15 protein-coding genes are annotated in these 15,624 nt (G+C 70.6%); 5 read left to right on the top strand and 10 right to left on the bottom strand.

Features of this window, described 5'->3' with window-relative positions; genetic code table 11:
* From ACIBJE_RS25135 to ACIBJE_RS25145, 3 genes are all read right to left on the bottom strand, one after another.
* A partial coding sequence (locus tag ACIBJE_RS25135) for an amino acid adenylation domain-containing protein (protein ID WP_396752360.1) occupies positions 1 to 5,084 on the bottom strand: 5,084 nt, incomplete at its 3' end.
* A gap of 143 nt (positions 5,085 to 5,227) precedes the next feature.
* Complete coding sequence (locus tag ACIBJE_RS25140) at positions 5,228 to 5,686, bottom strand: MerR family transcriptional regulator (protein WP_396752362.1); 459 nt, start codon at positions 5,684 to 5,686, stop codon at positions 5,228 to 5,230.
* Positions 5,686 to 7,188 carry a SulP family inorganic anion transporter gene (locus tag ACIBJE_RS25145; RefSeq protein ID WP_396752364.1) on the bottom strand — a complete coding sequence of 501 codons (1,503 nt, stop codon included), beginning with the start codon at positions 7,186 to 7,188 and terminating at the stop codon, positions 5,686 to 5,688. The genes ACIBJE_RS25140 and ACIBJE_RS25145 overlap by 1 nt, the downstream gene beginning before the upstream one ends.
* 218 nt (positions 7,189 to 7,406) lie before the next feature.
* Between ACIBJE_RS25145 and ACIBJE_RS25150 the strand changes: the two genes are divergently transcribed.
* A complete protein-coding gene (locus ACIBJE_RS25150; protein WP_396752366.1) occupies positions 7,407 to 7,949 on the top strand; it encodes a hypothetical protein in 543 nt (180 codons plus the stop codon).
* Positions 7,950 to 8,206: 257 nt separating this feature from the next.
* Here ACIBJE_RS25150 and ACIBJE_RS25155 read toward each other — a convergent pair whose 3' ends face one another.
* Positions 8,207 to 8,806: a TetR/AcrR family transcriptional regulator gene (locus tag ACIBJE_RS25155; RefSeq protein ID WP_396752368.1), complete on the bottom strand. Its 600-nt coding sequence runs from the start codon at positions 8,804 to 8,806 to the stop codon at positions 8,207 to 8,209.
* Positions 8,807 to 8,877: 71 nt separating this feature from the next.
* On the opposite strand from ACIBJE_RS25155, the gene ACIBJE_RS25160 reads away from it, so the two are divergent.
* On the top strand, positions 8,878 to 9,420 hold the full coding sequence (locus ACIBJE_RS25160) for a hypothetical protein (RefSeq protein WP_396752370.1): 543 nt from the start codon (positions 8,878 to 8,880) through the stop codon (positions 9,418 to 9,420).
* 13 nt (positions 9,421 to 9,433) lie between these two features.
* Here ACIBJE_RS25160 and ACIBJE_RS25165 read toward each other — a convergent pair whose 3' ends face one another.
* Positions 9,434 to 9,766 (bottom strand): putative quinol monooxygenase, encoded by a 333-nt coding sequence (locus ACIBJE_RS25165; protein ID WP_396752372.1) that lies wholly within the window; start codon positions 9,764 to 9,766, stop codon positions 9,434 to 9,436.
* 152 nt (positions 9,767 to 9,918) lie between these two features.
* Between ACIBJE_RS25165 and ACIBJE_RS25170 the strand changes: the two genes are divergently transcribed.
* Both ACIBJE_RS25170 and ACIBJE_RS25175 read left to right on the top strand, forming a co-directional pair.
* Entirely contained in the window at positions 9,919 to 10,242 is a 324-nt protein-coding gene (locus tag ACIBJE_RS25170; RefSeq protein ID WP_396752374.1) for a hypothetical protein, read from the top strand.
* Complete coding sequence (locus ACIBJE_RS25175; RefSeq protein ID WP_396752376.1) at positions 10,239 to 10,637, top strand: hypothetical protein; 399 nt, start codon at positions 10,239 to 10,241, stop codon at positions 10,635 to 10,637. Before ACIBJE_RS25170 ends, ACIBJE_RS25175 begins: the two co-directional genes overlap by 4 nt.
* A gap of 303 nt (positions 10,638 to 10,940) precedes the next feature.
* On the opposite strand, the gene ACIBJE_RS25180 is transcribed toward ACIBJE_RS25175, so the two are convergent.
* Complete coding sequence (locus tag ACIBJE_RS25180) at positions 10,941 to 11,600, bottom strand: hypothetical protein (RefSeq protein WP_396752377.1); 660 nt, start codon at positions 11,598 to 11,600, stop codon at positions 10,941 to 10,943.
* Positions 11,575 to 11,976 (bottom strand): PadR family transcriptional regulator, encoded by a 402-nt coding sequence (locus ACIBJE_RS25185; protein ID WP_396752379.1) that lies wholly within the window; start codon positions 11,974 to 11,976, stop codon positions 11,575 to 11,577. Before ACIBJE_RS25185 ends, ACIBJE_RS25180 begins: the two co-directional genes overlap by 26 nt.
* 235 nt (positions 11,977 to 12,211) lie before the next feature.
* On the opposite strand from ACIBJE_RS25185, the gene ACIBJE_RS25190 reads away from it, so the two are divergent.
* Positions 12,212 to 12,391, top strand: coding sequence for a hypothetical protein (locus ACIBJE_RS25190; protein WP_396752381.1), 180 nt, complete (start codon positions 12,212 to 12,214; stop codon positions 12,389 to 12,391).
* Positions 12,392 to 12,523: 132 nt separating this feature from the next.
* Here the strand turns inward: ACIBJE_RS25190 and ACIBJE_RS25195 are convergent, their stop codons facing one another.
* The 3 genes from ACIBJE_RS25195 to ACIBJE_RS25205 are packed head-to-tail and all read right to left on the bottom strand — an operon-like array spanning position 12,524 to position 15,400.
* Entirely contained in the window at positions 12,524 to 13,552 is a 1,029-nt protein-coding gene (locus ACIBJE_RS25195; protein ID WP_396752383.1) for a methyltransferase, read from the bottom strand.
* Entirely contained in the window at positions 13,549 to 14,676 is a 1,128-nt protein-coding gene (locus tag ACIBJE_RS25200; protein ID WP_396752385.1) for an aminotransferase class V-fold PLP-dependent enzyme, read from the bottom strand. Before ACIBJE_RS25200 ends, ACIBJE_RS25195 begins: the two co-directional genes overlap by 4 nt.
* 1 nt (position 14,677) lies before the next feature.
* Positions 14,678 to 15,400 carry a tryptophan 2,3-dioxygenase family protein gene (locus ACIBJE_RS25205; protein WP_396752387.1) on the bottom strand — a complete coding sequence of 241 codons (723 nt, stop codon included), beginning with the start codon at positions 15,398 to 15,400 and terminating at the stop codon, positions 14,678 to 14,680.
* Positions 15,401 to 15,624 lie beyond the last annotated feature (224 nt).

Genomic DNA, 15,624 nt, shown 5'->3' on the forward strand with positions numbered 1-15,624 from the left:
AGGGTGCGGTCCTGGTCGTGCATGGCCCAGCTGGGGTCGCGGACGAGGTCGACGACGCCCTGGTGGGTGATCTGGATGCCCTTCGGCTCACCCGTGGAGCCGGACGTGTACATCACGTAGCAGAGCTGCTGTGGATGCACGGTCGGCAGCGGTCCGTCGTCCACCACCGGGTCGGCATCGCACCCCAGCACCCGACGCCCGGCGGCCACCTGGTCGGCGACCAGGTCGTGAGCGCGGAACGCGTCGTCGACGAGCATCACCGGACATCCGGAGGCCGCGGCCACCGCCCGCATCCGGGCCAGCGGGTAGGCGGTGTGGATGGGCAGGTAGGCGCCGCCGGCCTTGAGGACGGCGAGGAGGGCGACGACGAGGTCCACCGACCGTTGCATGAGCATTGGCACCGGCGTTTCGTCCGCCACCCCGGCCGCCCGTAGCGTCCGGGCCAGCCGTTCGGCGCGCTCCCGCAGTTCCGCGTACGTCAGGACGGTCGAACCGTCGGTGACCGCTACCGCGTCCGGGGTATGCAACGCCTGGGCGTCGAACGCCTCGACCACGCTGCACGCCAGCACGGCTGGAGTCGACGCCTGTGCTTGCCGGGCACGCTCGCCCTCGACCAGGACGTCGAGCCGGCTGATCGGGGTGGCGGGTTGCCGGGCGACCTGGCGCAGGATCGCGTCGAGGCGCTGCCCGAGCAACTCGACGGTCTCCTGGACGAAGAGATCCCGCGCGTAGCCGATCGCGATGTCCAGATCCCCGTCGACCGGCTCGTCCATGACCGTGAACTCCAGGTCGAACTTGGCGATGGCCAGCCGGGTCGGTTCCGGCGTGCAGTCCAGCCCCGGCAGAGGAGTGGCGCTCGGGGTGCGGTCGGCACGGGACAGGGCGATCTGGAACAGCGGGTGCCGACCGAGGGAGCGCGCCGGTTGCAGGTGCGTGACCAGTCGCTCGAAGGGGAGGTCCTGGTGGTCGTAGGCGGTGAGGTCGGTGTCGCGGACGCGGTGGAGGAGTTGGGTGAAGGTGGGGTCGCCGGTGGTGTCGGTGCGCAGGACGAGGGTGTTGACGAAGAAGCCGATGAGGTGGTCGAGGGTGTCGTCGGTGCGTCCGGCGACGACGGTGCCGAGGGGGATGTCGGTGCCGGCGCCGAGTCGGGTGAGGAGGGTGGCGATGGCGGCTTGGACGACCATGAAGAGGGTGGCGTCGTGGTTGCGGGCGATGGTGCGGAGTGCGTCGTGGGTGGTGGGGTCGATGGTGAGGTCGACGCGTCCGGCCCGGTAGGTGGCCTGTGGGGGGCGGGGGTGGTCGGTGGGCAGCGGCAGTTCTTCCGGTAGCCCGGCCAACGCCGCGCTCCAGTAGCGCAGTTGCCGGCTGACCTCGCTGCCCGGATCGTCGTCGTTGCCGAGCAGGGTCCGCTGCCACTGGCTGTAGTCGGCGTACTGGACGGGCAGTGGCTGCCAGTCGGGTGCGTGGCCGGCAAGGCGTGCGGTGTACGCGGTGGCGAGGTCCTGGGCGAGGGGCGCCATGGAGGCGCCGTCGCCGGCGATGTGGTGGAGGTTGACGAGGAGGAGGTGGTCGTGGTCGCTGGTGGAGATGAGGTGAACGGCGAGGGGGGCTTCGTGGGCCAGGTCGAAGGGGTGCGCGGAGGTGGTGGCGAGGAGGGTTTCGGCCTGGTCGGGGGTGGCGTGGTGGTGGGTGAGGGTGGCGATGCCGGGTGTGGGGTCGAGGATTCGTTGGACGGGTTCGCCGTCGACCTCCGCGTAGGTGGTGCGGAGGATCTCGTGTCGGGCGACGAGGTCGTCGACGGCGGCGCGTAGCGCGTCGACGTCCACGGTGCCCTTGAGACGGGTGGTGACCGGCACGTTGTACGTCGCCGACGGGCCCTCGATGCGATGCAGCACCCAGAGCCGACGCTGGGCGAACGACACGGGCAGCGGATCCGGTCGCGGCGCGACGGTCAGCGCGGCCCGTGCGGTGCCGGTGCTCAGGTGGGGTTCGAGGGTGGCGACGGTGGGGTTCTCGAAGAGGTGGCGGACGCCGAGTTCGACGCCGAGGGTGGCGCGGATGCGGTTGACGAGGCGGGTGGCGAGTAGGGAGTGGCCGCCGAGGTCGAAGAAGTTGTCGGTGGTGCCGATGTCGGGGAGGCCGAGGACGGCGGCGAAGAGTTGGCAGAGTACGCCCTGTCGGGCGTTGCGGGGGGTGGCGTGCACGCTGGTGGTGTGGGCGGGCACGGGGAGTGCCGCGCGGTCGAGTTTGCCGTTGGGGGTCATCGGCAGGGCGTCCATGGTCATGTAGGCGGTGGGGACCATGTAGTCGGGCAGGTGCGTGGCGAGGTCGCGGCGGAGGTCGGCGATGTCCAGGGTGGTGTCGTCGGTGGGGACGAGGTAGGCGACGAGGCGTTTGTCGCCGGGTTGGTCTTCGCGGGCGATGACGGCGGCGTGGCGGATGTCGTGGCGGGTGGTGAGGGTGGTTTCGATTTCGCCGAGTTCGATGCGGAAGCCGCGGATCTTGACTTGGTCGTCGGTGCGGCCGAGGAAGTGGAGGCGTCCGGTGGTGTCCCAGCGGACGAGGTCGCCGGTGCGGTACATGCGGGCACCGGCCGGGCCGTACGGGTCGGCGACGAACCGGGCAGCGGTCAGGCCGGGCCGACCGAGGTAGCCACGGGCGAGCCCCTCCCCGGCGACGTGTAGTTCGCCCGGCACACCGATGGGGACGGGCTGGAGGAACTCGTCGAGGACGTAGAGGTCGGTGTTGGCGACCGGGACGCCGATGGTGACGGGTTCTCCGGCGGGCAGTGGTCCGCCGCTGGCGCAGACGGTGACCTCGGTGGGGCCGTACGAGTTGACCAGGCGGTAGTCGACGGACCAGGTGTCGACCAGCCACTGCGGACACGCCTCGCTGGCGGTGATCACCATCGTCCCGGCGGGAAGGACGTCGGGGCGGAGGGAGGCGAGCAGCGAGGGCGTGACCGTGACGTGGGTGGTCCGGGAGACCAGGGCGGTGTGCTCGCCCTCGGGGTTGAGCAGGTGCTCCGGGGTGAAGGGGACGACGGCGCCGCCGGCGAGCAGGGCCATCAGCATCTCCCAGACCGAGCCGTCGAAGCCGATCGAGGCGATCTGGAGGACGTGACTGCCGGGCCGGACCTCGAAGTCCCGCTGGTAGCGGTGGGCCAGCCGGCTGATGCCCCGGTGGGTGACCGTGACACCCTTCGGCGCACCCGTCGACCCCGACGTGTAGATCACATACGCGGCGTTGTCCAGGGACGGCGCCGGGAGACGGTAACCGGTGGGCGGCTCGGTCGGCCCCTCCCACGCCTCATCACCGGCCACGACGATCGCCGCCGGTGCCGGTGAGGGCTGGGCTGCGACATCGTCGACGATCAGGACCGCCGGTGCGGCGTCGCGGAGGATGAACTCCTTGCGGGCGGTCGGGTACGCCGGGTCCACCGGCACATAGCAGCCACCGGCCATGCTCACGGCGAGCAGGGCGACGACGAGGTCCGCCGACCGTCGCATGCAGACCGCCACCGGCACGTCCGGCCCGACCCCGAGCCCGACCAGGTGGTACGCCAGCCGACCAGCCCGCGCCTCCAACTCCCGGTACGTGATCTCCACGCCGTCGTGCACGACCGCGACGGCGTCCGGGTGCTGCCGTACCTGCCGGTCGAAGAGCGCCGGGAGGGTCTCGCACGGCACCCGGGGCGTCGCGCGCTGGAAACCGTCGAGAACCTGGCGACGCTCCTCGACGGTCAGCACCTGGACCGCGCTGACCCGCAGCGTGGGATCGGTGGCGACCTGGGCGAGCAGGGCGATCAGCCGTTGCCCCAGCGTTTCCGCGTTCGCCCGGGTGAACAGGTCTTCCGCGTAGATGAGGCCCAGCACGAGTTCCCCCGAGCGGTGCTGCGGCGCGAACCCGAAGTACAGGTCGAACTTCGCCGTCTCGAATGGTGGCTTCTCCGCGACGACGTCGAACACGTCCATGTCGAGGACGAGTCCGCCGTCGACGGCGAACGCCACCTGGACCAACGGGTTGCGACCGGGTGACCGGGCGGGCTGGAGGTGTTCGACGAGGCGTTGGAAGGGGAGGTCCTGGTGGTCGTAGGCGGTGAGGTCGGTGTCGCGGACGCGGCTGATGAGGTCGGTGAAGGTGGGGTCGCCGGTGGTGTCGGTGCGCAGGACGAGGGTGTTGACGAAGAAGCCGATGAGGTGGTCGAGGGTGTCGTCGGTGCGTCCGGCGACGACGGTGCCGAGGGGGATGTCGGTGCCGGCGCCGAGTCGGGTGAGGAGGGTGGCGATGGCGGCTTGGACGACCATGAAGAGGGTGGCGTCGTGGTTGCGGGCCATGGCGCGCAGGGCGCTGTGGGTGGTGGGGTCGATGGTGAGGTCGACGCGTCCGGCCCGGTAGGTGGCCTGCGGGGGGCGGGGGTGGTCGGTGGGCAGCGGCAGTTCTTCCGGTAGCCCGGCCAACGCCGCGCTCCAGTAGCGCAGTTGCCGGCTGACCTCGCTGCCCGGATCGTCGTCGGCACCGAGGAGTTCGTGCTCCCAGAGGGCGTAGTCGGCGTACTGGACGGGCAGCGGCTCCCACCCGGGGGCGCGACCGGCGGTGCGGGCGGTATAGGCCCGGGAGAGATCCCGCGCGAGCGGGCCGAGCGAACCGCCGTCCCCGGCGATGTGGTGCAGGTTCAGCACCAGCAGGTGCTCCCGCTCGGTGACGGTGAACAGTCGCACCCGCAGCGGCAACTCGGTGGCCAGGTCGAACGGCCAGCGACAGGTCTCCGCCGCCGCCGCGTCGACCTTGTCGGCCGTGATCGCCACGTGGGCGGCGTCGACGGATGCTCCGGCGGCCGGCAGGACGCGCTGCACCGGTTCCCCGTCGACCTCCACGTACACGGTGCGCAGGATCTCGTGCCGACCCACCACGTCCCGTACGGCGGCGAGCAGCGCGTCGGCGTCCACCCGGTCACGGATGCGCGTGACGATCGGGATGTTGTACGTCGCGGCCGGCCCCTCCAGCCGGTACTGGAACCACAACCGCCGTTGCGCCGACGACAGGGGGAACTCGGTGCTCGCGTCGGCTCCAGCGGGATCCATCCCGGCAACACCTCGTACTCTCCGTGAATGGCCAGCTTCCCTGCGCCGTCGGAGTAAGGATCGAGGTGGGCACTCACCGGGAGCTTCCCGGATCCTTCCCGCCGAACCGTGGGCGGTCACGCCACGGGTTCGGACGGGACGGTTCAGCCGCTGTGTCGGTCGAGCCTCGCCCGTAACGTGCCGGCGAAACCCTCGGCGACGGCGAGTTCGTCGCGGAGCGCGGTGACGCGGGCGTCGGCCGCCTCGTGGAACATGGCCAGCCGATCCAGCAGGGCGGCCCGGTGCTCCCCGCCCGTGACGGTGTCGAGCGCGTCGAGCAGGGCGAGCAGGTCGCGCATCTCGTCGAGGGTGAACCCGAGCGGCTTCATCCGCCGGACCACGGCGAGCCGGTCGAGATCGGCCTCGGTGTAGAGGCGGAAGCCGCCCTCGCTGCGGGCCGAGGGGACGATCAGACCGACCTCCTCGTAGTGCCGGATGGTGCGGATGCTCAGGCCGACCCGCTCGGCGGCCTCGCCGATCTGCATCAGCCGGCTCGGGCCGGGCACCGGGGCGTCCGGGGCGGAGTGTGCCTCCGGCCCGGACGCCCGGCTGGGACTCGCCATCAGTGGCCGACGCCCAGTTGACCGGCGAGGGCACCGTGGATGCGGGCGCTGGACGGGTTCAGTTCGATGATCTCGACGGTCTTGCCCCGGGCGGCGTACCGGGTGGTGACGGCGTCGAGAGCGGCCACCGAGGAGGCGTCCCAGACGTGGGCGTGCGTCATGTCGATGATCACGTGCTGCGGGTCGCCGGTGTAGTCGAACTGGTGGACCAGGTCGTTGCTGGAGGCGAAGAAGAGTTCACCGTGCACCGAGTAGATGCGGGTGCCGCCCTCGGGGTCGAGGACGCTGGTGACCTGGACGAGGTGCGCCACCCGCCGGGCGAAGACGACCATGGCGGTGAGTACGCCGACCAGCACGCCGATGGCCAGGTTGTGGGTGACCAGGGTGGTGGCGACGGTGGCGACCATGACGGTCGTCTCGCCGTACGGCATCCGCCGGAGGGTGGCTGGGGCGACCGAGTGCCAGTCGAACGTGGACACCGCGACGATGACCATCACGGCGACCAGGGCGGCCATCGGGATGAGCGCCACGACGTCGCCGAGCGCGACCACCAGGACCAGCAGGAAGGCACCGGCCAGGAAGGTGGAGAGTCGGGTACGCGCACCGGACGCCTTCACGTTGATCATCGTCTGGCCGATCATCGCGCAGCCGCCCATGCCGCCGAAGAAGCCGGTGACGATGTTCGCCACGCCCTGCCCCCAGGATTCCCGGGTCTTGTCCGACGGGGTGTCGGTGATGTCGTCGACCAGCTTGGCGGTCATCAGCGACTCCATCAAGCCGACCAGCGCGATCCCCAGGGCGTAGGGAGCGATCAGGGCGAGGGTGTCCAGGGTCCACGGAATCTGCGGCAGGCCGAGGGTGGGCAGGCTGTCCGGTAGCGCGCCCTCGTCACCGACCGTCGGCACGGTCAGTCCGACGGCCACCGTGGCCACCGTCAACACCACGATGGCGACCAGGGGAGCGGGCACCGCGCGGGTCAGCCGGGGCAACCCGACCATGATCGCCAGGGCGACGGCGACGAGCGGGTAGACCAGCCACGGCACCCCGAGCAGGTGCGGAACCTGCGCGGCGAAGATCAGGATGGCCAGGGCGTTGACGAAGCCGACCATCACGCTGCGGGGGATGAACCGCATCAGCTTCGCCACCCCGAGCGCGGCGAGGACGATCTGGAACAGCCCGCCGAGGATCACGGCCGCGATCAGGTGGTCGAGGCCGTGCTCCTTGGCCAGCGGCGCCACCACCAGGGCGATCGCGCCGGTCGCGGCGGAGATCATCGCCGGCCGGCCGCCGCAGATGGCGATGGTCACCGCCATGGTGAACGAGGCGAAGAGTCCCACCCGTGGGTCCACCCCGGCCAGGATCGAGAAGGAGATCGCCTCCGGGATCAACGCCAGGGCGACGACCAGGCCGGCGAGGACCTCGGTGCGGAACACCTTCGGCGACGACAGCCAGGAGGGGCGGGACAGACGCGGCCGGCGGGCCGCGGACAGGAGAGAGGACATGCGGCCATTTCCGGTCGGTACGTGAGGGAGCCGGGCCGACCCTACTCTCACGTCAGGGGAGGGTTCACCGATCGTGATGATCACCACGGCGCGACGCTGCCCACCTGGCGACCCTGCGGACCGTTGTGAACAAAATTGTCGTTTTAGCCCGGATGGTGTGGGTGCGGCTGCACACTGTCGAGGCAGGCGGCGTGCGCCTGACAAAGAGGAGGTCGACCATGAAGGTACGCACCCTGCTGCTGACTCTCGCGGTGCCAGCCGTCATGGGGCTCACGGCGGGCGCGCAGCCCGCCGCCGCGCAGTCCGAACCGGTGATCATCGATTGGCCGACCCAGGAGAAGCTCCTCGGCTGGGCGGCGGCCGTGGAGCACGAGGGCCGGCACAATCACCCGGAGGCGTATGCCGGGGTGGCGATCGACCCCACTGTCGGCACGGTGATCGTGCACCGTATCCCCTCGGTCGCGTTCGACGACGCCGTACGCCGAGTACTGCCACCGTCGGCCGCCGTCCGGTACGTCGACGCCGAGTACTCCGAGGGGCATCTCGCCGCCTGGACGGCGGAGGTGGTCGCCGACACCGACTACTGGCGGGAGCGCGGCGTCGAGCTGAACCTCGTCGGCAGCAAGCCCGGCCAGTGTGTCCTGGTGGGCGTCGAGGATCCCGCCCGCGACGCCGCCTCGATCGGCGCCCGGTATCCGGGGTGGCCGCTCTGCGTGGAGCACGACGGCAGGGCGGTGCCCCTGGCCGGAGGGCAGGCCTGAGCTTCCCACCCGCCTCGTGCGGAGATCCGCTGCGACGAGACAGGGCCGACGCGTGGTCCTGTGGAACCGGTGCACCCGGCGATATCCCGCCGGGTGTGCCGGTTGTCGACCAGCCGGGATGTCGTCCCGGACCCGTCCGGGCCGGACCCTCGCCCACGGGTGGGGCAGGCTCTCGCGTCCCGGACCCGTCCGAGCCCTGTCCTGACCCACGGGTGGGGGAGGCTCTCCCGTCCCGGAACCGGAAGAGGTGGCCTTCGTCAGGCAACCGGACGGCGCAGGTCGTCGAGGTGGTGGGCGAGGGCGGCCCGGACCCGGTCGGGCGGCATCAGGTCGGGGTGCAGCAGGGCGTGCAGGGCGAGCCCGTCGACCAGCGCGTGCAGCCGGGTCGTCTCGCTGGGCAGGTCCCGGTCGGCGGCCACCAGGCCGGCGTCGGCGAGCGCGGTGACCGCGAGTTCGGTGGCTCTCCGTACGCCGTCGTCGGCCTCGGCGACCCGGGCCCGCGCGACTCGGTCGGCCGGGGTGCGGGCGGCGAGCAGCAGCCACACCTCCATCTCCCGGACGCGCTGCTGGTCCAGGGGGAGGAACTCCTCCAGCATCCGTTGGACGACCTCGCGGACCGGTCCGGTCCAGTCTTCGGCGTGGAAGCGTTCGGTCGCCTTGGTGATGACATGTTCCATGGCGAAGGCGAGCAGTTCGGTCTGGGTGGTGAAGTAGTGCCGTAGCGCGCCGGGTGACCAGCCGGCCTCGGTCGCGATGCTGCGGACGGTCGCGGCAGCGGCCCCGTCGCGGTAGACGACGCGCCACATCGCCTCGGCCAACTCGGCGCGACGTGCCTCGTGGTCAACGATCTTGGGCAACGGCCCCTCCGACTGACATGTGCGACCCGCTGCTACGGTTATCACACAGCGTACTAAAAACGGGGTGGGAGATGCTCGTCGGACTGATCATCGCGTGTGAGGTCGCCTTCTGGGTCGTGCTGGCGGCCGGACTGGTCGCCCGCTACCCGCTGCGGCGCCCCCGGCTGGGTGCCGCGCTGCTGCTGGCGGTGCCCCTGGTCGACATCGTGCTCCTCGTCGCCACCATGATCGACCTGCGCTCCGGAGGCACCGCCACGCTCGTGCACGGCCTCGCCGCCGCGTACCTCGGCTTCTCGGTGGCCTTCGGCCACAGCATGGTGCGCTGGGCCGACCAGCGCTTCGCGCACCGCTTCGCCGGTGGCCCGCCGCCGGTCAAGCCGCCCCGCTACGGCTGGGCCCGGACCCGGCACGAATGGCGCGAGTGGGGAAAGGCCCTCCTCGGCTGGGCCGTCGCCTGCGCCCTGCTGGTCGGCGGGATCGTCCTGGTCGGCGACCCGGACCGGACGCGGGAACTGGAGGCCTGGATCGGCCGGCTCAGCCTGGTCGTCGTGATCTGGCTGGTCTTCTGGCCGCTCTACTACACGGTCTTCCCGAAGCGGGAGCCGCGCCACTGACCGCGCCTCGTGGTCAGCTGCCGTCGGGGACGGCCATCTCGCCGAGCAGGGACCAGTCGTCCTGCGGGATCGTCACGTTGACGATGCGTGGCGTCTCGGCGAGGTGCGGCGGCAGGGCCTGTTGCGCCGCCTTGAAATGCGGGGACTGGACGTGCTCCGCACCGGCGTTCTCGTCGCGGAACGCCTCGATGAGGATGTACTCCGTCGGGTCGTCGACGCTGCGGGACCAGGCGAACCACAGACATCCCGGCTCACGGCGAGTGGCCTGGGTGAACTCGTCGGCGATCTCGGGCCACCGGTCGGCGTGCTCGGGCAGCACCCGGAACTTGGCGGTAATGAAGATCATCAGCATCTCCCGTTTCGTGTTCTTGCTCTTCGGCCCAGGTCACCCGACTCAGATCATGCCGTACCGGGTTCCCCAACCCCTGCTGGCGGACCGAGGCGGTACTGCGGTGTACCTGGGCCTCCTGAGCAGTGCTACCAGCTACGATCCCGGGTATGACCAGTCCGGAGCGACCTGTCCGTAAGCTCTCGATATCCGTACCGGCGGACGTTGCTGATCGCCTCGACGCCGAGAGCAACGCCAGTGCCTACATCGTCGGCGCGGTCCGTGCCCGGATGCGGCTCGAACAGCTTGAGGTGATCCTCGCCCGGCGGGGGATGACCGTCACGGCTGAAGGCAGGGCGCGTGCCGCTGCCGCGATGGCCAACGCGGAAGCCGAATGGACCACTGAACGACGTGCCGAACTGCGGGAGCGGTCCAGGCAGGGAGCCGAGGTTCTGTTGGACACCCCGGCGAGCCGGCGGGCCTCCGCCGCGTGACGGACCCGAACCCGCCGGTACGACTCATTCTCGACCGATCCGCCCTGGTCGCCTACGCCGTCGGCAGCATGCATGCCGCCGAGCCGATCCACCAGGTGGTCGAGAACCAGGCCCGCATCGGCGTCTCCGTGGCAGCGCTGTCGGACACCCTCGCTCAGCTCGACGACCCGCAGGACCGTGCGGCCCTGAACGAACTGGTCGGCTCCGACGCGTGCGAGCCATTGCCCGTCCACGCCGACACCTGGCAGGAGCTGGCGTACTGGCAGCGTGTCACCGGCCGTTTGGACCTGGCCGCAGGCGTCCTGGCGGTGATCGAGCACGACTGCTGGATTCTGACGGCGGAACCGAAGCTGTACGGCGACGGCATCCCGCTCGTCGAGATCCCGGATCTCTGAGGGCCGGTCATCCGAGACCGATCCGGCTGGCGGGCCGCTGAGCCAGCGCATCGATCAGGTTCTGTCCCGCAGATCCTGTTGCCGGCAACGACTGCATATCGCCCCGACCTCCAAGCGCCCGAGGGGTAGGGACCTTCGCCCGCCTGCTTGCAGAGGAAAACGAGATCAGCCACGTGACAGTGCGCCGGGGTCCGGACTCGGTGATCGAGTGCGCAAGGGCCACTTCGCACCACGATCCATACCCGACGGGGCGGCAGCGCTTTGGGGAGCAAGCTTGAGCTGAATGAACTCGTCGGGCGTGGCTTACCGGGCCGCCGTCACAGACCAGCGGCGGGCCAGCGCTATTACGGCAAGGAAGGCGGCGAGGACGATCGCCGCCTCGGTCCCGATCGCCAGTGGGGTGAGCGGGAAGTTGAGCGACCGGCCGAATGTGGCCGCAGCGGCGATCCCGACTGCGGCAGCGAGCGGCAGCAGCAGTGTCATCCGCGCCGCAGTGTGTCGGATGCGGGGCGTGTCGCGCAGGGCGAAGCGTACGGCGAGGACGGCGCCGGCGATGACGACCGCCGCGACGCCGCCGTAGAAGACACCAGCGGCAAGCCACACCGGCACCCGCACGTCTCGCGGCAAGTCGAATGTCGACACGAATGTCTGGTGCAGGCCGATGACCACGACGTATCCCACGACGAGGGAGAGCATTGCGCCCGCACTCGCCACGCCGAGTATCTGGCCGTACCGCGGTGGGGTCCGCTCCATGCCGGCTTCCTCGGCGATCCTCAGGGCGAACTCGGTGGGGTCGGTGCCGAGAAGCTCTGTCGGATCGAGCCCGTCGGCGGCTGCTGCCTCGAGCTCGGTGCGCAGGTCGGCCGTGAGGGTCACCCGGTCGTGACGGCGAATGCCGAGAGCACTCCACTCCCGGTCTGCGGCGGCGAGGAGGTTGTCAACGGCCGACGTCGACGTGCTCATGGTCGTCTCCTGGATTCGGTGGACGGACGGCGAGGGTCTGGTTCACGACGTTCGCGAACTGGAACCACTGCTCACGCCAGGCGCGTAGCCGGTCATGGCCGGTGTCGGTGAGCCGATAGACCTTGCGGGGCGGGCCGCTGGGGCTGGGCTGCAGCGCGTTGGTAACGAGCCCCAAACGGTGCAGTCGGGTGATCATCGGGTAGATGGTGCCGTAGCTCACCGTCCCGAATCCGGCGGTGTCGAGTCGGTGGACGAGCTCATAGCCGTGTGCCGGATCGGCGGCGAGCAGTGCAAGCAAGCACGTGTCCAGGCAGCCGCGCAGTAGCTGGGCCTGCCGCTCGGTCGAATCGTCCGACCCGCCCGCTCCCACTATCATGCGATGCATAATACTGTCGGTATTATGCGTCGTCTAGTAGTGCTCTCGTCGCAAGCGATGGTGGCCTTGCGGATGCGGATGAGCCCATCGTGAGACGACCGGATCGCGACCGAGAACCAGGCTCGTGTGGATTCCGGCGAGGAGCTGGCTCCGCTGATCGCCGGGTTCCAGGCGCTCGTCGCTCGCCAGACCGTGCGGGGCGCTCGCGACAGCGGAGGCCGCCGCGCGGATCACCGTGCCGGTCGAGTTCTTGCAGTGGGACGACGAGCGGTTGCCACGGGCCCAGGGCCTGGCGCTGATCGACGCCTTGGCCCCGGTCGAGAAGACCCTGCACGCCAACCCCGGCAGGCACGGGGAGATCCCGGCATTCGAACTGGACAGCACGCTACGGTTCTTCGCCCGGCACCTTGGCTGACACCGTCGCCTGTGGTACGTGACGCGCCGATCGGGATCTGTTCCCGATCGGCGCATTCGGCGAGCGTCGGTCACCGGGGTTCGCCGAGACGGACGGGGCGGATTCGGGCGTGACCCGCCCGGCGCCTGTCTGTCAGCGCTCCGGCTTGTGGGCGACGACCAGCTCCCAGCCGCCGGGGAGCACGTCGATCCTCTCGAAGCCGGTCTCGGTCAGCAGGCTGGTGTAGAACTGCACCTCCCGCAGCCGGCTGACGCAGCTGTCCACCCCGATCAGGAAGTACGACCAGAAGAACTGCATCGCCAGCCGGTCTGGCGTGCGGAACTCCTCGCAGATCAGCAGCATCCCGCCCGGTGGCAGCGCCGCGTACGCCTTCTCCACCAGCATCCGGGCGACGTCGTTGGGCCAGTCGTGCAGCACCCGGACGAAGGAGATCGTGTCGTACCCGGTGGGCAGCGGCTCGGCGAAGAAGTCGCCGCCGACGAACCCGAGCCGCTCCGGGTCGACGGACGCGGCCCGGGTCTGCTCGACCAGCGGCCCGACCGCCGGCAGGTTGTAGACGTCGACCCGCAGCTCCGGGGCGTCCCGGAGCACCCGCGCGGCGAGGGTCCCGTCGCCGCCGCCGACGTCGAGGAAGCGGCGACGTCCCGACCACAGCCGGTCGGCGTGCTGGCCGAAGACCTCGACCACCGGGCCGAGTCCGACCGACATGCTCTGCTCGAACGACGCCGTCTGCTCGTCGGTCTTCGGCGGCCAGGCGAAGTCGTCGTCGGTCATGCTGACCTCGCCGCGCAGGCTCTCGGCCAGCCGGCCGTGCAGCCGCCGCCACGGGTACTGGTCCCGGTCACGTTCGATCGAGCCGGGCCCGAGCACCGCCCACACGGCGTCCCGCAGTCCGGGCACCGCCCGGTAGCTGGCCTCGGTGATGTCGTCGCTCTTCTCCTCCCGTTCGACGACGCCGACGCTCTCCAGGCAGTCGAGGAACTTGTAGAGCCGCAGCGGCCGTACGTCGAACCGGGTCGCCAGGTCGCCCAGGCCCACCGGGCCGGGCTCCAGCGCGTCGAGCAGCCCCATGGTGAGGGCGGTCTCCAGCACGTCCATCGCCTTGCTGGCGTTGAACAGCAGACTCATCAGCGCGCGCGGCGACAACGACGGTGTGCTCATCGGTGGCTTCCCTGCCATTCCTGTTCGAGTGCGTCCATGAACTCGTCGATCTCGTCGAGGGTGTTGTAGACGTGCGGGCCGACCCGCAGGTAGCCACGCCAGCTGCACACCAGGTTCCGGGCGGCGAGGCGGTACTTGAGCGCCTCCCCGTCCGGGACGTCGAGGCAGACCACCCCGCCCCGCTCCGGGCCCACCGGGCTGACCACCGGGATGCCGGCCGCGCCGGCCCGGTCGATGACCCGTCGCGTGCAGCGCAGGGAATGCGCCCGGATCGTCTCGATGCCCACCCCGGCCAGCAGGTCCAGGCCGACCTGGGAGATGAGTGAGGTGAGCGGGTACGGCGTGCCACCGGCGAACCGCTGCGCGCCGTCCGCGTACCTGGTCGACGGCTGGAAGGTCAGCGCCCGGTCGCCCGCCTGCCAGCCGGTCGCCGCCGGTTCGAGGCCGGGCAGCAGGTCGGGACGGACGTAGAGGAAGGCCGTCCCCGCCCCGCACAGCCACTTGTGCGCCCCGCCGAGGAGGAAGTCGACGCCGAGCGCGGTGACGTCCAGCGGCATGATCCCGACGCTCTGGAAGGCGTCGACCACCACCCTGGCCCCGACCGAGTGCGCGTGCTTCACCAGCCGGGCGAGGTCGACGGTGGCCCCGGAGGTGAAGCTCGCGTGCGGTACGCACACCAGCAGCGTCCGCTCGTCGATCTGCTCCTCCAGGGCGTCCTGGTCGATCCGGGGGCCGCCGGTACCGACCACGACGGGCTGCGCGCCGTGCCGGCGGAACGCGTTCCAGATGAACGGCACGGTGGGGAACTCGAGGTCGGTGGTGACCACCCGGTTCCGGGGCGCTCGGTAGTCGAAGCAGGAGGCCACCCGGACCAGCAGGGTGCTCAGGTTGGCGTCGGTGACCACGCTGCCGCGGGGCGCGCCGACGAACGCGGCCACCCCGTCGGCGTACCGGTCGAGCCCCTCGTGCCAGCCGCCCCAGACGTCGTCCCGCCAGGTGCGCAGGGTCTCCCAGTAGCCGGCCAGGACGTCCTGGACGCCCCGGGGCACCGCGCCGGTGGAGTTGCTGTTCAGGTAGACGCAGGTTTCCAGTACGGGGAACTGCGCGCGGAAGGCCGCGTCCACGTCAGCCCTCCGTGCCCGGGGTCGCCCCGGTCGTGTCCTCCGGTCCCCCGACGAGCGCGGTACGCGCCTGCCACAGGTCCGGGAAGAACCGGTGGTCGATCAGCTTGGCCAGCCAGTTCGCCGGGCTGCCCTGGGTGCCCGTCGGGCCGTGGCTGCCGATCCGGATGGCGATCTTGTAGTGCCGCACCCGCCACAGCGACACCCGCTCGTCCCAGTCGACCATCGCCTCGGCCACCCGGTAGACCGGGTCGGCGGGACTGCCCGCGTAGAGCTTCCGCAGGTCGATCTGCCGGTCGGCGAGGTATCGGGCGAACGCCTGATCGAGCCGGCGGCTGGCGGCCTGTGCCTGCTTCCAGCCCGGCGACTCCGCGCCGGAGCCGTTGCCGAGCGCGGGCACTAGGGCCTGGAAGGTGGCCGGTGGCAGGTGCCGGAACATGTCCAACTGGTCGGTGACGAGCCCGATGGCGAGTGAGGCCCGGCCCAGCAGGAGTTCGGCCTCCGACAGTTCGCCGTCGTCGACGCGCCCGGCTGCCTCGGTCAACTCGGCCACCGCCAGTTTGAGCCACAGTTCGGCGGACTGGTGCACCACCTGGAAGAGCAGCTCGTCCCGGTGGACCATCTCCGCCGGTTCCCGTTGCAGGGTGAGCAACTCGTCCGTACGCATGTAGCGCGCGTAGTCCGTGGCACCCTCGCCGGGGAGCACGGGCGAGTGGTCTCGCTTCACAGAATCGTCCCTTCCATGGGTGTCGGTGCGCCCGGTCCACGTGCGTCCGGGATCATCGCGCGGCTCATTATCCAGTGATGCCCGGCAATCAAAAGAACGCCCCCGCGTATGGGCGACGGGTCGGGAAGAGGCGCCTGCCGACGCTTGTGCCGGAATCGGCCGGTAATTCACGAGTGTGGCGCCTGTGTATGCGCGCCCGTGGCGTGGCGCAGGGCTCGCCGGCG

The sequence above is a fragment of the Micromonospora sp. NPDC050187 genome (genome assembly GCF_044459745.1).
In the GTDB taxonomy this organism is placed as follows: domain Bacteria; phylum Actinomycetota; class Actinomycetes; order Mycobacteriales; family Micromonosporaceae; genus Micromonospora.